At 39.1% G+C, this 23,700-nt stretch carries 18 protein-coding genes; 9 read left to right on the top strand and 9 right to left on the bottom strand.

The genetic code is table 11. From position 1 onward, the window contains the following. Positions 1-65: 65 nt before the first annotated feature. The gene (locus EHQ24_RS14845; protein ID WP_135602491.1) at positions 66-422 is read left to right on the top strand and encodes a DMT family protein; all 357 of its coding nucleotides are present in this window, start codon (positions 66-68) and stop codon (positions 420-422) included. Here EHQ24_RS14845 and EHQ24_RS14840 read toward each other — a convergent pair. The 4 genes from EHQ24_RS14840 to EHQ24_RS14825 form a co-directional block, all read right to left on the bottom strand. Further along, entirely contained in the window at positions 408-1,085 is a 678-nt protein-coding gene (locus tag EHQ24_RS14840; protein WP_135602335.1) for a phosphopantothenoylcysteine decarboxylase domain-containing protein, read from the bottom strand. The genes EHQ24_RS14845 and EHQ24_RS14840 overlap by 15 nt on opposite strands. Beyond that, the gene (locus tag EHQ24_RS14835) at positions 1,082-1,612 is read right to left on the bottom strand and encodes a phosphopantothenoylcysteine decarboxylase (RefSeq protein ID WP_135602334.1); all 531 of its coding nucleotides are present in this window, start codon (positions 1,610-1,612) and stop codon (positions 1,082-1,084) included. Before EHQ24_RS14835 ends, EHQ24_RS14840 begins: the two co-directional genes overlap by 4 nt. Next, the gene (locus EHQ24_RS14830) at positions 1,613-2,983 is read right to left on the bottom strand and encodes a hemolysin family protein (RefSeq protein ID WP_135602333.1); all 1,371 of its coding nucleotides are present in this window, start codon (positions 2,981-2,983) and stop codon (positions 1,613-1,615) included. 183 nt (positions 2,984-3,166) lie between these two features. After that, on the bottom strand, positions 3,167-5,776 hold the full coding sequence (locus EHQ24_RS14825; protein ID WP_135602332.1) for a hypothetical protein: 2,610 nt from the start codon (positions 5,774-5,776) through the stop codon (positions 3,167-3,169). A 56-nt stretch (positions 5,777-5,832) separates the two neighbouring features. Here EHQ24_RS14825 and EHQ24_RS14820 point away from each other — a divergent pair, with 56 nt between their 5' ends. The 3 genes from EHQ24_RS14820 to EHQ24_RS14810 all read left to right on the top strand — a co-directional run bounded on the left by EHQ24_RS14820 (position 5,833) and on the right by EHQ24_RS14810 (position 11,911). Next, positions 5,833-9,327 (top strand): PAS domain-containing protein, encoded by a 3,495-nt coding sequence (locus EHQ24_RS14820; RefSeq protein WP_135602331.1) that lies wholly within the window; start codon positions 5,833-5,835, stop codon positions 9,325-9,327. Positions 9,328-9,465: 138 nt separating this feature from the next. Then, positions 9,466-10,401, top strand: coding sequence for a family 2A encapsulin nanocompartment shell protein (locus EHQ24_RS14815; RefSeq protein WP_135602330.1), 936 nt, complete (start codon positions 9,466-9,468; stop codon positions 10,399-10,401). Further along, on the top strand, positions 10,388-11,911 hold the full coding sequence (locus tag EHQ24_RS14810; protein ID WP_135602329.1) for a family 2A encapsulin nanocompartment cargo protein cysteine desulfurase: 1,524 nt from the start codon (positions 10,388-10,390) through the stop codon (positions 11,909-11,911). Before EHQ24_RS14815 ends, EHQ24_RS14810 begins: the two co-directional genes overlap by 14 nt. 15 nt (positions 11,912-11,926) lie before the next feature. Here EHQ24_RS14810 and epsC read toward each other — a convergent pair whose 3' ends face one another. Next, the gene (epsC, locus tag EHQ24_RS14805) at positions 11,927-12,793 is read right to left on the bottom strand and encodes a serine O-acetyltransferase EpsC (protein ID WP_135602328.1); all 867 of its coding nucleotides are present in this window, start codon (positions 12,791-12,793) and stop codon (positions 11,927-11,929) included. Positions 12,794-12,936: 143 nt separating this feature from the next. Here epsC and EHQ24_RS14800 point away from each other — a divergent pair, with 143 nt between their 5' ends. Together EHQ24_RS14800 and EHQ24_RS14795 are read left to right on the top strand one after the other, a co-directional pair. After that, positions 12,937-14,814: an ABC-F family ATP-binding cassette domain-containing protein gene (locus EHQ24_RS14800; protein ID WP_135602327.1), complete on the top strand. Its 1,878-nt coding sequence runs from the start codon at positions 12,937-12,939 to the stop codon at positions 14,812-14,814. Then, complete coding sequence (locus tag EHQ24_RS14795; protein ID WP_135602326.1) at positions 14,811-16,571, top strand: PP2C family protein-serine/threonine phosphatase; 1,761 nt, start codon at positions 14,811-14,813, stop codon at positions 16,569-16,571. The genes EHQ24_RS14800 and EHQ24_RS14795 overlap by 4 nt, the downstream gene beginning before the upstream one ends. An 18-nt stretch (positions 16,572-16,589) precedes the next feature. Here the strand turns inward: EHQ24_RS14795 and EHQ24_RS14790 are convergent, their stop codons facing one another. Together EHQ24_RS14790 and EHQ24_RS14785 are read right to left on the bottom strand one after the other, a co-directional pair. Beyond that, complete coding sequence (locus tag EHQ24_RS14790; protein ID WP_244310440.1) at positions 16,590-16,958, bottom strand: hypothetical protein; 369 nt, start codon at positions 16,956-16,958, stop codon at positions 16,590-16,592. A 177-nt stretch (positions 16,959-17,135) separates the two neighbouring features. Further along, complete coding sequence (locus EHQ24_RS14785) at positions 17,136-17,546, bottom strand: hypothetical protein (protein WP_135602325.1); 411 nt, start codon at positions 17,544-17,546, stop codon at positions 17,136-17,138. A gap of 240 nt (positions 17,547-17,786) precedes the next feature. Here EHQ24_RS14785 and ilvC point away from each other — a divergent pair, with 240 nt between their 5' ends. From ilvC to EHQ24_RS14770, 3 genes are all read left to right on the top strand, one after another. Further along, entirely contained in the window at positions 17,787-18,788 is a 1,002-nt protein-coding gene (ilvC, locus tag EHQ24_RS14780; protein WP_015682044.1) for a ketol-acid reductoisomerase, read from the top strand. A 51-nt stretch (positions 18,789-18,839) separates the two neighbouring features. Next, positions 18,840-20,159, top strand: a complete 1,320-nt coding sequence (locus EHQ24_RS14775) for a thiolase family protein (RefSeq protein WP_135602324.1) — start codon at positions 18,840-18,842, stop codon at positions 20,157-20,159. 121 nt (positions 20,160-20,280) lie between these two features. Further along, on the top strand, positions 20,281-21,711 hold the full coding sequence (locus tag EHQ24_RS14770; protein ID WP_208725785.1) for a DNA cytosine methyltransferase: 1,431 nt from the start codon (positions 20,281-20,283) through the stop codon (positions 21,709-21,711). 3 nt (positions 21,712-21,714) lie between these two features. On the opposite strand, the gene EHQ24_RS14765 is transcribed toward EHQ24_RS14770, so the two are convergent. Together EHQ24_RS14765 and EHQ24_RS14760 are read right to left on the bottom strand one after the other, a co-directional pair. Then, on the bottom strand, positions 21,715-22,446 hold the full coding sequence (locus tag EHQ24_RS14765; protein WP_135602323.1) for a PmeII family type II restriction endonuclease: 732 nt from the start codon (positions 22,444-22,446) through the stop codon (positions 21,715-21,717). Positions 22,447-22,733: 287 nt separating this feature from the next. After that, on the bottom strand, positions 22,734-23,606 hold the full coding sequence (locus EHQ24_RS14760) for a hypothetical protein (RefSeq protein ID WP_135602322.1): 873 nt from the start codon (positions 23,604-23,606) through the stop codon (positions 22,734-22,736). Positions 23,607-23,700: the final 94 nt, after the last annotated feature.

Raw genomic sequence — 23,700 nt, 5'->3', positions numbered from 1 at the left:
AATATCTATCATATCCAAATTCATTTCAAAACTGTAAATCGGAACAAACAAATCCAGAGAATTCTATGTTAACCATCATTCTACTCTTACTTTCCAATATATTTATGACCTTTGCTTGGTACGGACATTTAAAATTTGCAAAGTCAACCAATATGTTTTATGTGATTTTATTTTCTTGGGGAATTGCATTTTTCGAATACGTATTGATGGTTCCTGCCAATCGAATTGGATTTACCGTTTATAAGTTTGAAGGGTTCCAATTAAAAATCATCCAAGAAGTCATCACCATCTTTGTATTCATTTTATTTGCCACAGTTTTCCTAGGTGAAAAAATCAAATGGAACTATATTGTAAGTTTTGGACTGATTTTACTTGCGGGTTATTTTGCGTTTGGGTTTGGAACCAAATCAAACGGACACTAAAAAGGAAACAAGTTCTTCGGCGATTTTTTCTTTGGGCAAAGGGCCAATTTCTTTTTCTAACCCACTAACACTAAATACTCGGATTGTGGAGTTTACTTCCCCAAAACCAATGCCTGATCCTACGTAGTTTCCAACAATGTAATTAAGTCCTTTCCGAACTAGTTTCTCTTTGGCATATTGTTCCAAGTTATTTGTTTCAGCTGCAAATCCAACTCGAAGAGAGTTTAAAATTTTATGTTCTGTAACATATTCGGTGACTTGCTGTAAAACATCAGGGTTTTCTTCTAACTCGAGAAGTAGCCCCTTTGTTCCTTCTGAAGTTTTTTCTTTTTTGATTTTATGTTCAGCGGTCATAATGGGGCGAAAGTCCGCAGGTGCTGCTGCCATCACAAGTAAACTATCATCTGTAATTTCTGCAAGTACTGCATCTCGAAGTTGTATTGTGGTTTCCACCTCAATATTTCGTATGGCCCCTGTTACATGCGCATATCGCTCCAAAGTATTCCCATGAATATAAACCACTTCTACAGGATATTTTAAGAAAGAAGTTGCAATTTCAAATCCCATTTTTCCCGAAGAAGCATTGGATATATAACGTACAGGATCGATCCATTCTCTAGTGGGCCCAGAGGTAACTATCACACGTTTGAATTTCAGATTCATGAATTTGTTTTATGAAGTTTGATGATTTGTTCCATGATGGAATCAACGGAGGCAAGTTTGCCATAGCCTTCATCCCCACAAACAACAATCCCTTTATCGGGAGAAACAATTGTGACTCCATCCGATGTAAGGGTTTTTAAATTTCTTTGGACTGCGGGATGTAAATACATTCCTGGATTCATGGAAGGAGCCACTAACACGGGAGAGGTGCAAGCAAGATAAGTGGATGTTACTAGATCGTCAGCAATTCCGTTGGCCATTTTACCGATGATATTTGCAGAAGCAGGAACAACTGCCAAAACCGAGGCAATGTTTTTGATTTCGATATGAGCCATACCTGTATCAAATTCATCTACGCGAACCGGTTTTCCTGTTAATGCCTCAAAGGTAATTTTACCAACAAATTTTGTGGCATTGGAAGTCATAATCACACGAACAGGATATCCGTCTTTTGTAAGTCCTCTGACCAAATCACAAGCTTTGTAAGAAGCGATTGATCCAGAAACAGCAATGACAATTTCTTTCATTTATCTGTCCTCGTAAGAGAGTTCCCTTTCCAATTCAGAATCATTATCTTCTTCTAGTTTAGGCGTAAATAAAATGGAGATGATTTTATTCCCTTCCATTTTTTTTACCTTAAGGCTACCTTTTTTGATTTGAACGATGCTACCTTCTTTTGGCATATCTTCGTTTTTTTCCATAAAGTAACCAGCAATGGTTCGCACTTCTTCCATATCAGAAGGTTCTTCCCCTTCCAAAATGCCAGACAAACTAGAAAGTTCAGTTTCTCCATCGAGAGTGATGGCTTTGGTTTTTTTATTTTTTGAGGTTACATCCACTTCATCAGTGTCTGTTTCATCACGAATTTCACCAAAAAATTCTTCAATGATATCTTCTAACGTAAGTAAGCCGGAAACTCCACCGTATTCATCAATGACAATGGCCATATGTTGTTTTTTTTCACGGAGTTTTGTCATCACTCGTTCGATGGACATAGATTCTGGAACTTTCACAAAATCCTTTTCCATAATGACTGTGATTTTTTCTTTTTTGCCTTTGGCCGAAAGATGAGCCGCTTGCCACTTTAAATACTTTTGTACGTGTACAATCCCAACAATTCGATCCAAAGTTTGGTCATAAACTGGATATCTGGAAAAACTATGTTCAGCAATCAGTGGGAGCATTTTATCGATTGTGGATTCTTGCGAAATTCCAATGATCGAAAGCCTATGTGTCATTACATCTTTGGCAGTATGTTCTGAAAAATCAAAAGTCTTTTGGATGAGCTGCATCTCTGCATTGTCAATCCGACCTTGTTTTCTTTGTTCTTCAATGATGATCATTAGTTCTTCAGCTGAATGAACATACTTATCACCAGTTCGTTGCAAACGGAAAAGTGTAAGGATTCCGCCGGCCAATCGATTCATAACAAAAGTGACTGGAAAGAATAAATAATAGAAAAACCACATGGGAGCCGAAACACCAAGTGCAATCGATTCCGTATTTTGGATGGCAAGTGTTTTCGGAACGAGTTCCCCCAAAATCACATGAAGGAGTGTGATGACTGTAAAAGAAACTCCAATGGAAATACTATGAATGGTTACTAAATCCAATTCGATATGGAACATGCGAAGGAATCCAGAGACAACACTTGCGAACAAGGCTTCTCCGATCCAACCAAGGAGTAAACTTGCCACTGTGATTCCCACTTGGCAAACCGATAACATATCATCAATTTTTGAAATTGCCTTTTTGGCAATATGAGACATGGCTCTGTTTTCTTTGACAAGCTCCTCGAGACGAGAAGGCCGGATGGAAACCATGGCAAATTCGGCAGCGACGAAGAAACCATTGACAAAGACGAGGAAGAAGATGAGAAAGATGCCGATTATTTCCATAGAAACTCGAACACCACTAAAGTTTTATGATCAGGGTCCATTGCGTATGAGGAATAGAATTAAGTATTTTGGAGTGATCTTCCAGTGTCGCCTATAATTTTGGCCTATTTTTGCCGGAAATGAGGATACAATGAGTCCAACCGATTCGGGAAAGGAATCGATAGGTTTCAGGTTATGTCACTTTTATAAGGCTGTGGCTTGGATCCAAACTCCCTCTTCGCGGTATTTGGAAGGTTCGGCAAGTCCAGTAACCGATCCGGAATCCAAAACGGGAAGTGTGGGAAGGTAACCAATTTTTTTTGTCCCAGATCGAAACCAAAAATGAAGCCAATGGTAGTGTGTTGAGTAATCAGACCAAGGCCTTCCTAAAACACGTTCCGTATAAACTACCATACGTGGGACTGTGCGATAATCGATCCTACGAAACAATTTTAAAAATGGGATTTCTTCAAAATTTCCAGAATCGGACTTACAAGACCAGGAAAGGTTCGTCACTTGTCCCGAAGAACTTGTGTTTGATGGAAAATCCCAAAGGTGTAATCTTTCTTTTTCTTTTAGGATTCGTGATCCTTCAAAATAAGCAGTATCCACTAAATTCATTCCTTTCCCTTCCAGAGACCGCATGTTTGCCGGACATTTCCATGAAAATACACCTAATGGTTTGTGAGAGTCCGAGACGGGTTGGAGAGAAAAGAAAAACACAACTTGGGTTTCTCGCATTTCTTTTTTAAGAGAACGCATAAGACTAACACCCGATTCATTCATATAAATCTGTACGGAATCGTTATCTTTGTTGGCATTCACCAAATCTTTTACAGTTTCGATCACCTCTGTGGTGTCTGGTCTTTGGGAATGGATGACTTTCCAACTGAGTTGGTTTCTTTTTGATTCTTTCGGATTGAAAGTGAAAAGATAAAACTCTTCTTTATAAGGTAACAAAAGAACGGTTGGTAGTTTGGCTGATTCTAAATTCCGAACAGACTCTTCTTCATTTTTTCTTTGGATCTGACTTTCTGTTTCTCTACTATCCGCATAAGTGGAATCAAAAAACTTAGATTCTCTTGCTGTAGAAAAGCCAGACAAATATTGGAATTGTTTGTCTACAAATTGAATTTGAAAAAGGGAATGAGGACTTCCCTTCACACTCCGAGCCCACTTCACGGAATTGTATTTGTAAATAGAATCAAGAAGTCCCCATACATCGTTATCATCTCGCAAATGACTCAGCGTATATTCAAAAAATAAATCTGTTGAGAAAGCAAGAGGCCTATAATTACGAATGTAATATAAATCTTCATAAAGATTGTTTTGGAGATAATCGGCGACCCCATCACGAATGTTTCCATTCACTGGACCTTTTTTTCCCGAAGCTGTATGAGCAAAAACAAATCCAAAGTTTCGAAGAAACTCTGCGGCATAAAATGCATTTTCTTCGTCCAAAATCCCCCTACTCTTTGTTAGTTCAATGGTGGATTTACGAAATTCTTTCCTATAAATTTGGTTATAACCTTGTAAGATGGTGGCCGCATACTCAAGCCTTCTCCATTTTTTTTCCTGAGCCATATAAATGATTTCGTCAGTCATCCGAGAGGATAACTCAGGATTTTGATCCATAAGCATTTGTGAAATTCTAAGTTTGGGCCAAATGTCAGCTTCGGTTAATTTTTCAGGGTCTTTGATTTTTTGTAGGGCTTTCAGTGCCGCCTCTGCCCCACTCACTTTATAGAGGGAAACAGAAATTAAATCCTTAACTTCGGAAATGGACATTGGTTCATTCAAAAAAGGATGGTGGATGTCCGCCGACCAATTGTTTAAATCTAACTTCAAATAATATTCTAAAGATTTTTTATAGTCCTTTTGAAAGTAAGCAAGTGCACCTAACTTAACATAAATGCGATTGAGTATGGATGTTTTTTTTCCCTTGGCTGACCTTAGGAAGTTTAAAAGAGATTCTTCAGCCCCCGAATAGTCTCCTCCTAAAATTTGGAGAAAGGCCATTCTTTCATTGGAATTTTCGTCGATGGAACCATCTGTGATTTTTTCCAAATCCATAATCATTTTTTGTAAGTGAATCCCCTCTCTTACAAAACCGAGAAAGGTTAGTTTGGCAGGAAGGTCTTCATCGATTCGATCCAGAAGTGGGATCCACTCCAAATTTGGATCTTCAAAAAATGGAGAACTGACACGCATAATGTTTACAAAATGTTTATGCATATCTTTTTCCTTTCCGGAAGGAAGATCGATATAGTATTGTAAACGAAAAACTCTACATAAAGAATAGTATGGTTTGGTTTTTTGGCAATCCATTCGAACCATGGTCTTTTTTTCATCTTCTCCTGCTTGGAAAAGATTGGTTCGCATGTTTTTTGCTAGGTTGCGAAAATAGGTATTCGGTTCTTTTTGGATGTATGAATCTAATGTTTTGATTGCTTGGACTTCTTCCCCTTGCGACTGTTTCCAGAGTGATGTCAGTAAAAAATCGGCAAAACTATACTCCCCTTTTTTGGTTCTGAGATCATATAGAATATTGGCGATTCCTACTTTGTCTTTTTTGCGAAGGTAATATTCCCCTAACATCAGATAGTAGTCAATCTCTTGGATTTGGGACATCCCTTCCGGTGATTTGAAGCGAAATTCATCTCTGGCATTCAGTATTTCTTTTCCTTGGATGAGAAGTTTGGAAGTCGATCCAGAAACAACCCAACCATGATTTCGTTGGGACTGACTCATTAAATTTGCTGTTGGAACTACAGAAATACAGCAGAGAAAAATAGAAAGTGACAGGCGATTCATCATCGTATCCATTACTCTTTAAGACCAATCGATTTGGTCAAGTGACATAACGATTCATGGCAGAAAGTTTCAACTACCAATCCATCGTGGAAAGTTTCGATGAATTTCTCATCTACCTCGATCCTTTCCTGGAAATTCAATTTTCTCGCACTTCTCCCAATCTATATTTGCCACCTGACTCTATCTCTACGGGAAAACATATCAATGATCTTCATATCATTCCCAGAGACACCCTCATCCTTACCAACCTTTGCCAGGAAACATTGGCAAGACGAACTCCCTTCCAATTCACAACGAGTCTCTTAGGAAATCCTTTTCGGATCTCTGGGCGGTATTTGGAATCTAAAAACACACCTGGGGTGATCCTTCGCGGGGAACCTAACTTTAGTATTGAAAATGTGATTTTGGACAGTGGCCCTTACGTCATCTTTCGGTTTAAATACGATGCGGAATTTTTAACAACCTATGTTTCCCCCAATGTCTCTTTAAACTTAGGGTATCAAACAGGTGATTTCAAAAAAGGAATGTTGAATCCGGATGACCTCCTCCATCCCGATGACAAAGAAAAAGTCCACGAAGAAGAAAAATTACATATCAAAAACAAATCGCGCACTTACCAAAGAGAGTATCGATTCAAAAAACAAGACGGAACTTATATTTATGTTTCTGATTATAGTGTGGTTAGTTATTTCAGTTCCCTTCCCACCGAAAAGATTTCCTATCTCATAGATATCACTGAACGAAAAGATAAAGAACTAGAAATTATCAAACAAAGAGATGAATTGGCAAGAATCAAACTTCTTTTTGAAGAAACAAATGCCGCAGCCAATGTTGGTGCTTGGGATGTTGATTTAGTCAACAACACATTGTATTGGGCAAAAGAAACAAAAAGAATCCACGAAGTGCCGGATGACTATGTTCCACTACTTCATTCCGCTTTTGAATTTTATCCGGTGGAATCACAACGCGAACTTTTATTAGAAGCATTTAATGATGCAGTGAAGAACGGTACTTCTTATGACTTAGTCCTTCAAGTCAAAACAAAACTAGGGAAACTCAAATGGGCGAGGACTATAGGACATTCTGTATTTAAAAATGGGAAATGTATCCGAGTTTTTGGAAGTTTTCAAGACATAACAAAAAATGTTAACTCCGACAAACAAAGAGAAGATGCTCTCGCCAAATTAGAAACAATCTTAGATGCCACAACTCACGTAACGATTATTGGTGCAGATACAAATGGGATCATTACCCATTTCAACAAGGGTGCCGAATACCATTTGCAATATGAAGCAGATGAAGTAGTTGGAAAAACTTCTCCAGAAATTTTCCACAGACCAGAAGAAATTCAAAAAAGAGCGGCTTCTTTGTCTCGCGAATTTGGAGTTCCCATTTCAGGGTTCGAAACTTTTGTACATAGAGCAAAGTTAAGCGAATATGATTCCCATGAATGGACTTATGTTCGTAAAGACAAAACAGAATTTCCAGTTCAACTTGTTGTCACTGCGAGTAAAAACAAAAAAGGAGAAATTACTGGGTACTTAGGGATTGGAATTGATATTTCTGCGCACAAGGCCACCGAAGAAGCGTTACGTGCCAGTGAAAGCCGTTGGCAATTTGCCCTTGAAGGTTCTGGAGATGGAATCTGGGATTGGAATTCCCAAACCAACAAAGTATTTTTTTCCAACCAATGGAAAAATATGTTAGGTTATTCAGAAGAAGAAATCGGATCCGATATTTCCGAATGGGAATCAAGAGTCCATCCCGAAGACAAACCAAATTATTTTGCTGACTTAGACAAACATTTCGAAGGGAAAACTTCCGTTTATGTAAATGAACACCGGATGTTATGTAAAGACGGTTCTTATAAATGGATCTTAGACCGAGGGAAAGTCATCGAATGGACGGAAGACGGCAAACCCCTCCGAATGATCGGAACCCATACCGACATCACGGATCGTAAATTACTCGAAAAAGCACTTATCGTCGCACGTGAAAATGCGGAAAAAGCGTCACAAGCAAAATCAGATTTCCTTGCGAATATGAGCCATGAAATCAGAACCCCACTCAATGGTGTGATTGGGTTCTCTGATTTACTCATGCGGACAGACCTAAATGAAGTGCAAAAAAAATATATGGAAACGGTATATCTTTCTGCAAGTTCACTCCTCGACCTTATCAACGATATATTAGACTTTTCTAAAATTGAATCTGGGAAAATGGAACTTTATAAGGAAAGAATCAATATTTATGATTTGCTCCATCAAATTGCAGAGATCGTCAAACACAAAGCATACGAAAAAGGTTTAGAACTCATCCTCAACATTTCACCTAAAGTTCCTAGAAATATTTTTGTCGATTCTTTGCGTTTGCGCCAAATTCTATTAAACTTAATTGGCAACGCATTGAAGTTCACCCTAAAAGGTGAAATTCAAATCAAAATCTCTGCAGAACCAAAAGAAAATAATGAATATGAGCTTCTCTTTGAAGTGATTGATACAGGGATTGGCATCAGTCCTGAAAATCGGGACAAAATCTTCGAAGTATTTTCACAGGCAGATACATCCACCACACGACAGTTTGGTGGAACTGGTTTAGGGTTATCGATTTCCAGTAAACTATTACATCTTTTTGATTCCAAAATGGAATTGGAGTCGGAACGCGACAAAGGATCTAGGTTCTTTTTCAAAATCACCACGCTTGCGGATAATGAAAGAAATACAGAACCAGAACTGAATCAAATCAAAAAGGTAATGGTGATTGATGACAACGAAACCAATTTATTTGTAATCCAAGAAATGTTAACGTATAAAGGAATCCAAGTAGATTGTTTTCGTTCACCTACGGATGCCTTTGAAATGATTTCCTCGGGAACCATTTATGATGTGATCATTACAGATTTTAATATGCCTGAAATCAATGGATTAGAATTTATAGAAAAAATTCTGAAGACCATCGAAACAAAAAAACTAAAAAAACCATTTTTTTCTCTTCATACATCGACCAATGATGAAACCATTTATCAAAAAGGAAGAGAACTTGGAATCCAATCCATCCTACTCAAACCCATCCAAACAAATATTTTATATGATAGTTTAGAAAAAATGATTTCTGGTAAAAGTCCAGAAGTGGTAACACCAAATTACGAACCAGTAAAACCCATCCAAACCACTGAAAAAATCAAAGTGATGATTGTGGAAGACAATCCAGTCAATATGATGTTAACCAAAGCCATTGTTCAAAAATCTTTACCAGGAACCATCATCATCGAAGCAGAAAATGGAGTTCTGGCTGTTGAGAATTTTATCCAAACAGAACCGCAACTTGTTTTTATGGATGTACAGATGCCAGAGATGAATGGATACGACGCCACAAAAGCCATTCGTAAATTGGAAAATGGGAAATTAGTTCCTATCATTGCACTTACCGCCGGTACTCTGTCAGGTGAGGAAGAACGTTGCCTTGATTGCGGAATGAACGATTATATTTCCAAACCCGTGGTTTTAAAAACCATCGCGGAAAAGATGAAACACTGGCTACAAATCAGTTAATCCGCTAGCCGGCTGGACGATTTGTACAATATATCACACAAAACTTAATCCTATTTTCATACCAGCCATCGATTCTCGTATTCGGTCTGTAGCGATGATTCAACCATTAAAGATCCATTTCCGAAAAAGAGGTCATTTATGGCAGAACAAACCCAACACGCTTTGGGAGACTTAGCCGCACGCCAACTGGCAAATACGGTAAAAACAAATGCACAATACGGTGCAATCACTCCACGTTTTTTAGTTAGGTTACTTGATTGGAAACCTTTAGAGGCAGGTGTCCTTCGTGTCAACCGTGTTAAATCCAATACGCAAGTGGATGTACTTTGCGGACAAAAGGGAGAACAAGAACTTCCAGAAACTTTTGTTAACTACGAAGAAAAGCCTCGCGAATACACTCTTAGTTTAATTTCCACAATCCTTGATGTACAAACTAGAGTTTCCGATTTATACAGTTCTCCACATGAACAAATCAATGAACAACTAAGACTAGCCATTGAAAGTGTAAAAGAAAAACAAGAATTAGAACTCATCAATAATGAAGATTATGGACTTCTAAAAAATGTACCGGCTCACCAAAGAATTAGCACTAGAAAGGGACCTCCTACTCCTGATGATTTAGATGATTTAATCACTAAAGTTTGGAAAGAACCATCTTTCTTTTTAGCGCACCCACTTGCCATTGCCGCTTTTGGACGTGAATGTACAAGAAGAGGAGTTCCACCGGCCACAGTAACTCTGTTTGGTGCACAGTTTTTAACTTGGAGAGGACTGCCACTCATTCCTACGGATAAACTTCTTGTGAACGGCGAAACCAATCCAAAGTCTGCTGCAGGAACTTCTAGTATTTTACTTTTGAGAGTTGGTGAAAAAAAACAAGGGGTTGTAGGTTTATACCAATCCAACCTACCAGGAGAACAAACTCCGGGACTTTCTGTTCGTTTTATGGGAATTAACCGATCAGCTATTGGATCCTATTTGATTTCTCTCTACTGCTCAGCGGCCATACTTACTGACGATGCGATTGCTGCACTCGACAATGTAGATGTGGGAAATTATTATGAATACAAATGATCCGAGTTTTTTAAAATTAAAACCGGACTCGTTCATAAATGGTTCCCCGTCGCAGTTTCCTGATGAAAAAACATTAGAAAAAATGGCGAAGGAAATGTTTGGCGTTTTGCAATCGTTTGGTGGAAGTAACGTTCCCACAGCGGGTTTTCCATCAAACGATTTACCTTCGCAAAATTTACCAAAAGAGTCCTTACCTTATTTAGAAGACTTAAAATTAACAGACACAGGTTTTTCCTATTCTGATTTTCAGTCTTTCCCTAGTATCAACATACCGCAGTCAGGTGGTGGGAATCTCGCATCCGCAAGGAGAGATTTTCCGATCCTAACCGAAACAGTCAATGGGAAACCTTTGGTTTGGCTGGACAATGCGGCTACCACGCAAAAACCAACTTCGGTGATAGAAAGATTATCTCATTTTTATCTACATGAGAATTCCAATATCCATCGTGCAGCCCATACTCTAGCAGCAAGATCCACTGATGCTTATGAAAAAGCTAGGTCACTTGTCCAAGGTTTTATTGGAGCCGGGAGTGTTGAAGAAATTGTTTTTGTCAGAGGAACCACAGAAGGAATCAATCTCCTTTCCAATATTTTATCTGACAAACACATCCAATCGGGTGATGAAATACTCATCACTCATTTGGAACACCATGCAAACATTGTTCCTTGGCAAATGGTCTGTGCTAAAAAAGGCGCAAAGTTACGAGTCGCTCCCGTAGATGATTCAGGACAAATCATTCTCAGCGAATACGAACGTTTGTTAAACTCAAAAACAAAAATTGTGTCCATCACACAAGTTTCGAATGCACTCGGAACCGTTGTGCCCGTGGAAGAGATGACAAGGTCGGCACATAAAGTAGGTGCACTTGTGATTGTGGATGGAGCTCAGTCCGTATCACATATGCCAGTGAATGTTCAGGAGATCGATTGCGACTTCTTTGTGTTTAGTGGTCACAAACTCTTTGCTCCGACGGGCATTGGTGTGGTTTATGGAAAAAAAGCCATTCTAGACAGTTTGCCTCCTTGGCAAGGTGGAGGGAATATGATTCAAGATGTCAACTTTGATCACACTACCTTCCAAGAAGCACCGTTTCGATTTGAAGCAGGGACCGGAAACATCGCCGACGCTGTTGGCCTTGGAGCTGCTATCGAATATCTAAACCGATTTGGAATGAAACAAATTTCAGCCTTCGAACAAGATCTATTGGAATATGGCACCAAAGAATTGTTAAAGGTTCCAGGCCTACGTTTGATTGGAACAGCCAAAGACAAAGCAGGTGTCTTGTCCTTTGTCATTGATGGATTCAAAACAGAAGCGATTGGAAAAAAACTAGCAGAAGAAGGAATTGCTGTACGCGCCGGTCACCACTGCGCCCAACCAATCTTAAGAAGATTTGGCTTGGAGTCAACAGTGAGACCTTCCCTTGCTTTTTACAATTCTTGTGAAGACATTGATGCACTCATCCGAGTGTTGTACGGGTTAGGAAGTCGGAATCGGATTGGGATTTAGCGATTTGGTTTTAGTTCAAATGGTAAAATCCAATCCTTGGACTTCGTTCGAACTTCTAACCCTCACTTCTGATTTCTGATACACAACGGAATAAGGAGGAATGCTTTGGGTAATCCAAGCATTCCCTCCGATGATGGATTGTTTGCCGATAACAGTTTCACCACCGAGGATGGTGGCCCCCGCATAAATCACAACACCTTCTTCAATCGTCGGATGTCGTTTTTGTTTCGCCAAAGATTTGTTTACCGATAAAGCACCAAGAGTCACACCTTGGTAAATTTTTACATTGTCTGCGATATGAGTGGTTTCGCCGATCACAATCCCTGTCCCATGATCCATAAAAAAGGCTCTTCCAATTTCCGCACCGGGATGGATATCAATTCCTGTTGCCTCATGAGCCACACCCGACAAAAGTTTTGGAAAAATAGGTAAGGAAGACTTAAAAAAATAATTAGCCACTCGGTGGACAGCACCAGCATAAAACCCTGAATAGGCGAGAATGACTTCATGGATACTTTCTGCAGCCGGATCTCCTAAAAAGGCAGCTTCTGCATCTTCCCACATCCATTCATACAATCCAGGAAGTTTGGCAACAAAGTTATGTAAAATATCATCTAACGCAACCACACGACCTAGTTCTTTGTCCGCATAGGTAACATAAGGTTCGAGTAAGTTTTTCCAACGAATCCGAAAGAGTTCCAACTGGTCTGAAATTTGATCTTTGGAAGTGAAGTTACGTTCAGAATGATATCCTGAAAACAGGATGGAGAACAATTCCTCCAAAAAACGGTTGGCCACTTGTTTGCCACCCACCACTGATTCGGGGATGGATTGCCGACTGAGAATCGAATTGTATAATTCATCTTGTCCGTTCGATAACATATAACCCAGTAAGGAAGTTATGTGAAACGGAGAGAATGCGAAAAAACCTAAAATCTTAAAAACCAATACAAAGTCGATAAATCAGATGTACATTCATAACAAAATATTGAATGAGATTGTCCGAATGACCCCATTTCCATCTCATGGACATTGTGCTAGTCTCCGTTTCCAAACTTTCCAAAACCATCGGCGAAAAAAAACTTTTTTCAAACCTTGATTTCTCTATCAGCGAAGGAGAAAAACTGGCCATTGTCGGGATCAATGGATCTGGAAAATCCACATTACTCCGAGCCCTTCTTGGAAAAGAAGAAACGGATTCCGGACAAATCATCAAAAACAATAATCTTAAAATTTCTATCCTCGATCAAAATCCGGTTTTTGATCAAAACGAAACCATTCTGGATCATATTTATAAGGGTGATAACAAACTTGTCAAAACCATTCGCCGCTACGAAGACATTTGCGAACGAATGAGTGAAGGTGAAGAAGGGCTAGATGATGAGTTTACAGAAATTTCCCAAGAGATGGACAGACTGTCCGCATGGGATTACGAACAACAAGTAAAATCCATATTAAAAGAGTTAGGTGTTGAGAAGTTAGAAAGAAAAATGTCTGAGTTGTCAGGTGGGATGCTAAAAAAAGTAGAACTTGCGAAGTCTCTCATTGATGAAAGTAACTTACTGATTTTGGATGAACCAACAAACCACTTGGATGTAAAATCCATTTTATGGTTAGAAGAGTATCTGGCAGGACTAGACAAAGCCATCCTCCTCATCACCCACGATCGTTATTTTTTAGATCGAATTGTAACTAAAATTTTGGAACTCGACCGCGGAAGTCATTTTGTTTATGAAGGAAACTATTCTATTTATTTAGAACGAAAAGTGGAAAGAGAAGAAACCCTTCAAAAACAAGAAGATAAAATCAAACAATTTTTAAAACAAGAAGTGAAGTGGTTGAAACGCCAACCAAAAGCTCGTTCCACAAAACAAAAAGCAAGGATCGATCGTGCGAGTGAACTCCAAAATAGAGAAAAACGTGAAATACAAAAAGATCTAGAACTGAGTGTGGCCGCCAAACGCCAAGGGAAAACCATTTTAGAAATTCATAATTTGAAAAAAGGAATCGCAGACAAGTTACTCATCAATGATTTCACTTATACCTTCAAAGCAAAAGAAAGACTCGGTATCATTGGACCCAACGGAATTGGAAAATCCACACTTTTAAATTTAATGGCAGGTCGCATTACGCCCGATAGTGGATTCATCAAACCAGGGATGAACACGAAGGTGGGATACTTTGACCAAACCAGTTCCGAACTTCCTCTAGAAAGAAATGTATTAGATTACATCAAAGATGTTGCTGGGGAAATGATTGAAACCGAATCAGGAGAAAAAATTTCTGCCTCAAAAATGTTGGAGAGGTTTCTCTTTGACGGAAAATTACAATACACACCCATCGCCAAACTTTCCGGAGGTGAAAGACGTAGGCTTTTTCTCGTTCAGATCCTGATGACTGGGCCAAACTTTTTAATATTAGATGAACCAACAAACGATTTGGACATCCAAACACTTTCTGTATTGGAATCATTTTTAGATGAATTTCCAGGTACAGTTGTGATCGTATCTCACGATCGTTATTTCCTCGACCGCACTGCGGAAAGCCTACTCATCTTTCGTAAAGAAGGAAAACTCGACCATTACATTGGAACCTTTTCTTCCTTTTTAGAAACCGATTCTTTAGAATTAGAAAACGAACAAAGTTCCCAAAAACCAAAAGATGTTCTGCAAACGACAATAGTTTCGGACAAACCACAAAAATCCAAACAAGACCAAAAGAAACTTTCCAAATTAGAGTCAGAAATCGCCAAACTAGAATCCTCTAAACAGGAATTAGAAAAGAAATTGAGTACATTCGCAAATGATCATACGGAACTTCAAAAAATATCTGAAGAAATCCAAAAGATGGAAGCGGAAATTCTTTACAAAATGGAGGAATGGGAAATGCTTCAATCCGAATGAAGACTGTCCTATATACAAGAGTTTTGATTTGGACACCCATCATCTTCATTGGGTATTTCATCTCTGCACAAATTGGATTTAAAATTGCCTTCTTAAATAGCCAAGTATCTCCTGTTTGGCCGCCAGAAGGTGTGGGTCTTGCTTCCCTACTTCTCCTCGGACCCATTGCTCTTCCTGGAATTTATCTAGGTGCCACACTTGCAAATTTCTTTAACAACCCACACATTCAAACAGCTTTTATTATAGGGATCGGAAACACTCTCAGTAGTTATGTAAATTATAGAATTATAAAGAGAGTCTCAGAAAAAACAGATCCCATCTATTCAACAAAGAACTTAATTTATTTTTTAAGTATTGGAACTATACCAGGATCCTTCATCAGCACAGTGCTTGGAGTGACAAGTTTATGGTATTGGGACTTTTTATCCACAGAACTTTACTTTAATGTATTTTTTACTTGGTTCTCAGGTGAGATGTTGGGGTTTCTTATTGTTGCCCCTTTACTTTATGTTTGGTTCCATCCCAAAGCAAAACTAAAATTAGAACTTCATAAACAAATCGAACTTCTCCTTTGGATCATTTTGGTTTATGTTTCGGGAACCATTGCTTTTAGTGATGAATGGCCTCTTCTCTTTTTGCCTATTCCTTTTGTTATCGTCACAAGCATTCGGTTCAGACAATTCGGAGCTACTTTGTCAACAGTGGTTCTCGCCTTTACAGCCGTTACACTTACCATCGATGGGAAAGGTGTTTTTGCAAGACGGGACGAAACAGGTCTCTCCATCAATGACTCCCTTATTTTTTTGGATGCCTTTTTGTTTTGTATCAGCGGGATAGCTTACTTTTTAGTAACAGCCACGAGAGAAAGGGAACGTGCCCAACAAGCTTCGTTGAATTCTTTACAAGTTCTAAATGAACTCAAAGAAAAAGCAAACGAAGAGTTGGAAAAAAAAGTTTTAGAAAGAACCGCCGTCATTGAAGAACAACGAGTGGAAATCGAAAAACAATTGGATATGGCCAAACGCATCCAAGAATCTCTTTTTCCTCAAAAAGAAATTTTTCCAGAAGGTGTCGAAATTCTTTTTAAAAACATTCCCATGATGAAAGTTGGTGGGGATTTATACGATATCGTATGGAGACCCGAAAAACAAGAGTTAGGTGTTTTTATCTGTGACGTTTCGGGTCACGGGATTCCTGCTGCTCTTCTAAGTGCTCTTGTCAAAACATCTCTCGACAAATGGAAAGAAGATCCTTCTGACCTAAAAGAAAATTTAGAATCCATTCGGACTCAAATCATTCCTAACCTTCGGGAACATTTTGTAACTGCGAGTTTACTCCATCTTCATACAGACTCAGGGTCACTAACTTTTGCCAGAGCCGGCCATTTTCCCCTTTTTATCATTCGTAAATCGGGAGCACTGGTAAGTTTGAAACCCATGGGAAGGATCATCACTCCTATTTTTGCCATCTTAGCAGAAGAAGAAAGATTCCAACTCGAAACCGGGGATTTGATTGTAATGCTCACCGATGGTTTGACGGAAGCCAGAGAACCCGAGTCCTTACAAATGTTTGGAGAAGAAAGGTTGCTCCACCTAATTCGCGATATACGGGGATTACCATTAAAAGAAATTCGAGATCAGGTGTTCCAATCGGTCATCCAAATTTCTGGAGGAATCACCGCCATCCAAGACGATTTGACCTTTGGCCTCATTCGTTATACGGGTAGTGTCGACGAAAAGGTTAAGGTTGGATCGTGATTTTATTCTTTTATCCAGTCATTCTTTGCTCCTGGGTGGTTCCAAAAATTCTTCGATACAAGGCAGAAGGACTTCGTTTCTTTCCTTTTCACTCATAGGACCTAGGTCGCCACCTTTCGATCTCCGGTTTATTGTATAATCACCGTGATTGATCATAGATACCAGATTGTAAAGTTCTACCTGCTCAGAATTCAAACCTCGAATCAAACCGGTGCAAGCTCGAAAAGAACCGAGGGTTGTGGATTCTCTCCGGAAGTAAGTGAATTTATACTCTTCATAATTGATTTGGCTAGATCCCAATCTATTTGGGTATTGGTTCAGCTTTGCATTCATCCACTTGTGGATGTCCATTCCTTTCGGTAAGGTGACTGGGTTATTCGGATACACTCTTCTTTCGGGAGGCAGGAGACTGGCACAACCTAACGAAAGGAAAACGAAGATAGGAAGAAAAAAGTAAAAATAAGAGACAAATCGGAGGTTTGGGTTCGTTCTCTTCGGATAGAATGTATGAAAAATCTCACTCAAACCCGAAGAGGGTAAAATTGGATTTAAATTCCCCAAGATTTATAATCTCCATTTCCCAGGATTCCCCATATTGTGGTATCTGCCTGCAGGGACATGGAAGGGATTGTGACCGCCACCATTGTAGGGAGATTGGAAAGAAGACCTCCCTCCTTGGTAAGGATAGTTGTTATACATAGGTTGTCGGTAATAGGATCCACCGCTATGGTAGGGAGAATGTCGGAAATCTCGACCTCTTGCATCGTAAGTTCTATCCGAATAGTAGTCATTGTAACCATTGGTACTCACACAACCCCCGCCGAGTAATGCCAAACCACTCACCAAAAACAAGGAACAAACAAACCTAACGAGCCTTTTACGGTTTAGTTTTTCAACGGATTCTAAATTGATTCTGTTCATCATGAGTCCAGTATAGGGTGAAAATTCCCATGCGCCAATGGAGGGTTTCCGCATTTGCGGAAATCACCTATGCCAATCGTTTTGCCTGATAAGAGAATTTCGGGCCAAGGGGATAAAATATTATGTCACTAAGCGCCCTTGATGCGAAGGAGGCGTTAGCCGTCCGAAGGACCGAAGCGAACGCGGAGTCCGGAGACAGCAAGGAAAGGCGCCCTAATTCGTTCTTGTTTCCCTCCTTATAGTTAAAAATGATGGAAAAATAAGTTAAATTTTCCGCAGGAAGTGTGCCCATCCATGGCAAATATCTATTACGACGACAGTTGCGATCTAAATCTCCTTAAAGGTAAAACCATTGCAGTGATTGGCTACGGAAGCCAAGGTCACGCCCAAGCTCAAAACATGAAAGATTCTGGTTTGAAAGTCATTATTGGACTTCGCGATGGATCTAAATCAGTAAAGGAAGCCAAAGAAGCTGGCTTTGAAGTGTTCAGTGTTGCGGAAGCTGCTAAAAAAGCAGACATCATCCAAATCCTTGCTCCAGACACAATCCAAGCTGACATGTATAAGGCGGATATTGAACCAAACCTTACTGAAGGAAAGGCTCTTGTATTCTCGCATGGATTTAACATCCATTACGATCTCATCACTCCTCCTAAAAACGTAGACGTGTATATGGTAGCGCCAAAAGGTCCAGGACACTTGGTTCGCCGTGTTTACACAGAAGGTGGTGGAGTTCCCTGTTTAATTGCTATTTATCAAGATGCGACTGGCCAAGCTAAAGCTCGTGCCCTTGCTCACGCAAGTGGAGTGGGTGGAGGAAGAGCTGGAATTTTAGAAACATCTTTCCGTGAAGAAACAGAAACTGACCTTTTTGGGGAACAAGTAGTTCTTTGTGGTGGTGTTGCAAACCTCATTATGAGTGGATTTGAAACATTAACCGAAGCAGGATACGATCCAGAAATCGCATACTTCGAATGTTTACATGAAGTGAAACTCATCACTGATTTGATTTACGAAGGTGGCCTTGCTCGTATGCGTTATTCCATCTCTGATACTGCAGAGTATGGAGATTATATCAGCGGACCACGTATCATTGATGCTGGTGTAAAAGCTCGTATGAAAGACGTTCTCACTGATATCCAAAAAGATAAAGGTGCAGCGTTCGCTAAACGTTGGATGGCGGATACAAAAGCTGGATACCCAGAATACAAAAAACTCAAAGAAAAAAATGCAGCCCACCCCATCGAAGCAGTAGGAACTAAACTACGTTCGATGATGAAATGGCTTGCGAAGTAATTGTTAAGGTAACTAAAGTTTTAGTCTAAAGAAAGGAAGAAGGGATTTTATATGAAAGTAACACAAAAGATAGTACTCGCAGCACCTGCACGAACTCCTTTTGCTCAAATTGGAAAGGCGCTCTCGCAGTACTCTGGTCACCACCTTGGTAAACTCGTTGGTGAAGAAGTTATGAAACGCAGTGGTTTGAAACCTACTGATATTGACGGTGTGATCGTTGGAGAAGGTTTTTCTAACGCACCTAACTCGGCACGTGTGATTGCAAACTTGCTTGGACTTCCTATGGAAATTCCATGCCTTACGGTAGCAAACAACTGTGTATCTGGTTTGGAAGCAGTTGCAGAAGCAACTCGCCGTATTTCCCTTGGTGAAGGAAAAGTTTTCCTAGTCATTGGTGAAGAATCACAAACTTCAATGCCATTTGTTGTTAAAAATGCACGTCTTAACAAAAAAACAAACAGCTTAGATTCACTTGTAAAACTTCTTCCAAATGACCTTCCTGAAGGTGTGGAAATTCGTGATACACTAGAAGACGGACTTGGTGATGGGGAAACTTCTTTCGGTATGCAAGTAACGGCAGAAATTCTCGCACAAAACTACGCGCTTGCTCGTGAAACACAAGACAAAGTAGCTTACGAATCTTTCAAACGTGCCTTTGATGCAACTCAAGAAGGTCGTTACAAACCATATATTATGGAAGTGAAAGATGATGAAGGGAACATGTTACAAGCTGACGAAGCAGTTCTTCTTCGTGAAGGTCTTGTGAAAAACCCTACTCGTATGGGTCGTGCAATGTTACTCTTTGACAATCCTCAAATGAAATTTGACCAGTTCAAAGAAAAATACAGCAAATACTTAAAGAAATCTCATGGACCAACTCTTTCTATCTTCAATGCAAGCCCACGTTCTGATGGAGCGGCTGGTATCATTGTAGCTTCAGAAGATGCGGCTAAAAAATTAGGTCTTACTGCAAAAGCTTATGTGAATGGTTTTAACATGCGTGGTGTAGATCCAAACCTTATGGGTCTTGGCCAAGCAGAAGCAACGATTGCACTACTTGGTGAAACTGGTGATAAAATCGAAAACATCGACATCATCGAAATCCACGAAGCATTTGCTGCGACTGCAGTAGCGGCTCTTGAAGAAATCAAATCTAGAACTGGTCTTGACTGGGAAAAGAAATTTGATGAGAAAAAAATCAACCCGAACGGTGGATCCATCTCCATTGGACACCCGTTTGGTGCTACTGGTGTGAGACTCCTTCACAACGCTATCATGGACTTTGAAGAAAACAAAGACGTGAAAAAAGTGCTAGTGACTGCATGTGCACACGGTGGGATCGCAGGGTCTATGATCGTAGAAAGAGCTTAAATCGAATTAAAGATTCGGATTAAGTTTCGTTCGAAAGATCGATGGAAAAGCCAAGGGAAACCTTGGCTTTTTTGTTTTGGAAATGGTTGACCAGCATAATGGACTATGATTTAGTTTCCCTGTGGAAATAAAAACGAATACCTTTACTGTTGAAGAATTCGCCAGTTATATTTCTGTTTCCCCCCAATACGTGAGGACTCTCATCAGGAAAAAAAAACTACCAGCGGAGATGGTCGGAACCTCTTGGTTGATTCCCAAAGAAATCACATCAGACAAACGAATTATGATGAACATTGAAACAGATGTTCCTGACAGGATTTCTCGTAAAAAACCAAACAAATCCCCTGTGGCTCTTAGTTTTTTTTCAGGTGCTATGGGTTTGGACATTGGTTTAAAAAAAGCAGGGATTGATGTTTTACTTGCTAGTGAAATTGATCCCGATACTAGAAAAACAATTACATTAAACCATCCTGATCTTGGACTCATTGGAGATATCAACGGATATTCTGTAGAGGAAATTCGTAAATTTGCAAACTTAGATGCAAACTCAGAAATTGATCTTGTTATCGGTGGACCACCTTGCCAAGCCTTCAGCACCGCAGGTAAACGAAAAGGATTTGAAGACGAACGTGGGAATGTGTTCTTAGAGTTCATTGAAAAAGCAATTTCATTAAACCCAAAATTTATAGTGATCGAAAATGTAAGAGGACTTCTTTCTGCTCCTTTGAATCACAGACCACATCAATATAGAGGGCCGCAGTTCCCCGCCTTGGCACAAAACGAACTACCAGGTGGAGCTTTAAATTTTATAATTTTTTTATTAGAGAAGGCAAAGTATAAAGTATCGTTTAACCTATACAATGCGGCAAACTTTGGATCACCACAAAAAAGAGAACGAATTGTTATCATTTGTAGTAGAGAAAATATTGAAATCCCTTATTTAACACCAACACATTCCGAATCAGGTGAGTTCAACTTGCCGACATGGCGAACCTTTCGTGATGTAACTTCTGATTTAAAAGAATCGGATCAAACGTATATTCAGTTCCCCGAAAAAAGATTAAAATATTATCGAATGTTAAAAGAAGATCAGTATTGGAAAAATTTACCTATTGAAATACAAAAAGAAGCAATGGGCAAAAGTTTTTATTCTGGCGGCGGACGAACTGGATTTTTACGAAGATTGGCTTGGAATAAACCGGCACCCACATTGGTTACAAATCCTGCGATGCCTGCCACTGACTTGGCACATCCAAAATGGAACAGGCCTCTCAGCATCCAAGAATACAAACGCATTCAAGAATTCCCCGATGATTATGAATTTTTTGGGACCATTGTCAGCCAATACAGACAAATAGGAAATGCTGTTCCGATAAGCCTTGGTTATCATATAGGGAAGATGATTTTAAATTTACTTAATCGAAAACAAATAAACAAAAAGTTTGATGAGTTCAAATTTTCACGTTATATGAAAACGGATCATACGTCGTTTAAACAAGAATTTAGCAAAAGATCACTTAATAAAGAACTTTCAAAATCAAAAAGAAATTGATAATTATTTAGCTGAATTGAAATGAACTAATTTTTCCCAATCGATGGCACCATCGGCTTTACAAAAATCCTTCCCAAATTCAATGGTAAACTTATTGATCATTTTAGCATAGGCTTCTTGATACAAATCATCGTTAGTTTTTGCTGTATGACCCAATGGTTCGATCAGTTCGGAATACAATTCCTCTTCACCTGAAATAAATTCCCAAAACCTTTGGCCACAAAGTTTTAGATAATCCCCTTTATCTGGTTTGTTATCTCTACCGTAACAACAGCCATTGATTGCCTTAACAATTAATCCGGAATTACTGGTTCTTAATGTTTTGGCAGCAGTTTTAAAGTCGGATTCCATTTTTTTAATTTGGCTACTATTCCCCCAGTTTGGTCCAGATTTGATAGAGACCAAATAACGAATCTGATCTAAGTCAAATTCTAAATCGATTCCAGTGATCCCCGATTTTTTTCCACCGTAAACTTGTGAATTTACAAAAATTGCGAGTTCTTCAAGCCAATCTCCAAAAATTCCTTCTTCTGCAGATGAGATATGAGCATCGATTAAACTTCTGATAATTTGTTCTGAAGTGAGTTGGTATTTTGCTTTGAATAAATATGGATTTTTTCTTCTTAAAACTTTATCTAATTTAAGAGTATCTAAACTTTGAATTCTTTTTTTATGAAAGGTTCCAATATTATTTGATACGTAATCTAAAACAAGGTTTAGAAGTGTTTGGTTCATGGGTAACATTACGATCGTTAAATTACAAAGTAAAAAGTCGATTATTTTTCAAACGAGATCTTTGCAAATTTAAAATCAAAAGAAAGAAACACCATCGGAAACGAGAGTTACGACTGCAAATGAGGAGTGACCGAATTCAGAATCAAAACTTATGTAAAAGCGAACTCTTTGGAAAAGAAATCTGTAAATTCACGAAAGGGATTGTGGAAATGAAAGGAGTATGGTAGAAGGTGTGCATTGGGAGGCGGGTCTAGTTCCCCACCCAATTCAGGGCGGGGAGATAAGATTCACGCCCTACCCCCATACCGCGCAAGCATCGGAACCAATCCCTCTTTCGTTTGCGAAGCGGTATCATACCCGGGGAAAATTTTAACCAACTTCAAATAAAACTGTTTTTCTATGCGTTTGTTTCCCGAATTCGTTTTCTCAAAAACATCTTTTGAAAACAGATGAAACTCAAAATAACCAGTTTTAAATTTTCCATCTACGCCAAGCCGACTTCCAATTCGGAATCGCATAGGATGATTTGTGTCTAAGGTTTCGAAACAAAGTTCGCCATCAAAGGTCAATGTTTTAGTAATATAAAACTTTTCTTTTATACTCATCTCACGAAAATCTCGCGAACCTGGAAATTGAATTAATACTTTTCCTTCTCTTCTGAATTCTATACTATAAGATAAAATTTCCAGGTTAGACACATCCAATGCATTTATATCGATTGTTAGATGGTGATCCAAAACATCAGTAGATCGCGTGACAACATTCCCTTCACGCTGACCAATGGTAATGATTTTGTTTTTATTTATAGGAACTATATATTTAAAAACCATTCCAGGATCGGGTAAATCCTTTCCTTGGACGGTCATTGCCGTATGAATGGGTGTTTGTGTGATGGTATGAATATCAGGGACTGAGATTTCTGATACTAATGTCAAATTCTGATTTGAGACAACGTTACCATCTTTCGATGTGGTTTTTGATTTGAATAATTCCAAAGATTTCAACTTGGCAATCGTCAGCCTTTGCATGACAGTCACTAGGACAAGTACGGCAACTATCAGCACAAGCACAAATACCCAAGTTTCATAGGCATTCATCCTTTCTTCCAAGATTCGAATTTGTTCCACTGAATATGGTTTCATTACTTCTGCGAGTATCATTAAAAATCCTTTTCGATGAAAAACCTATACTATCATTGTCGACTGATTCCCCTGCGAAAAAAACCTCCTTCAAGGAAAAGAGATCGACTCTTAA

The sequence above is a fragment of the Leptospira noumeaensis genome, from assembly GCF_004770765.1.
In the GTDB taxonomy this organism is placed as follows: domain Bacteria; phylum Spirochaetota; class Leptospiria; order Leptospirales; family Leptospiraceae; genus Leptospira_A; species Leptospira_A noumeaensis.
This window is presented reverse-complemented; position numbering and strand designations above follow the sequence as displayed.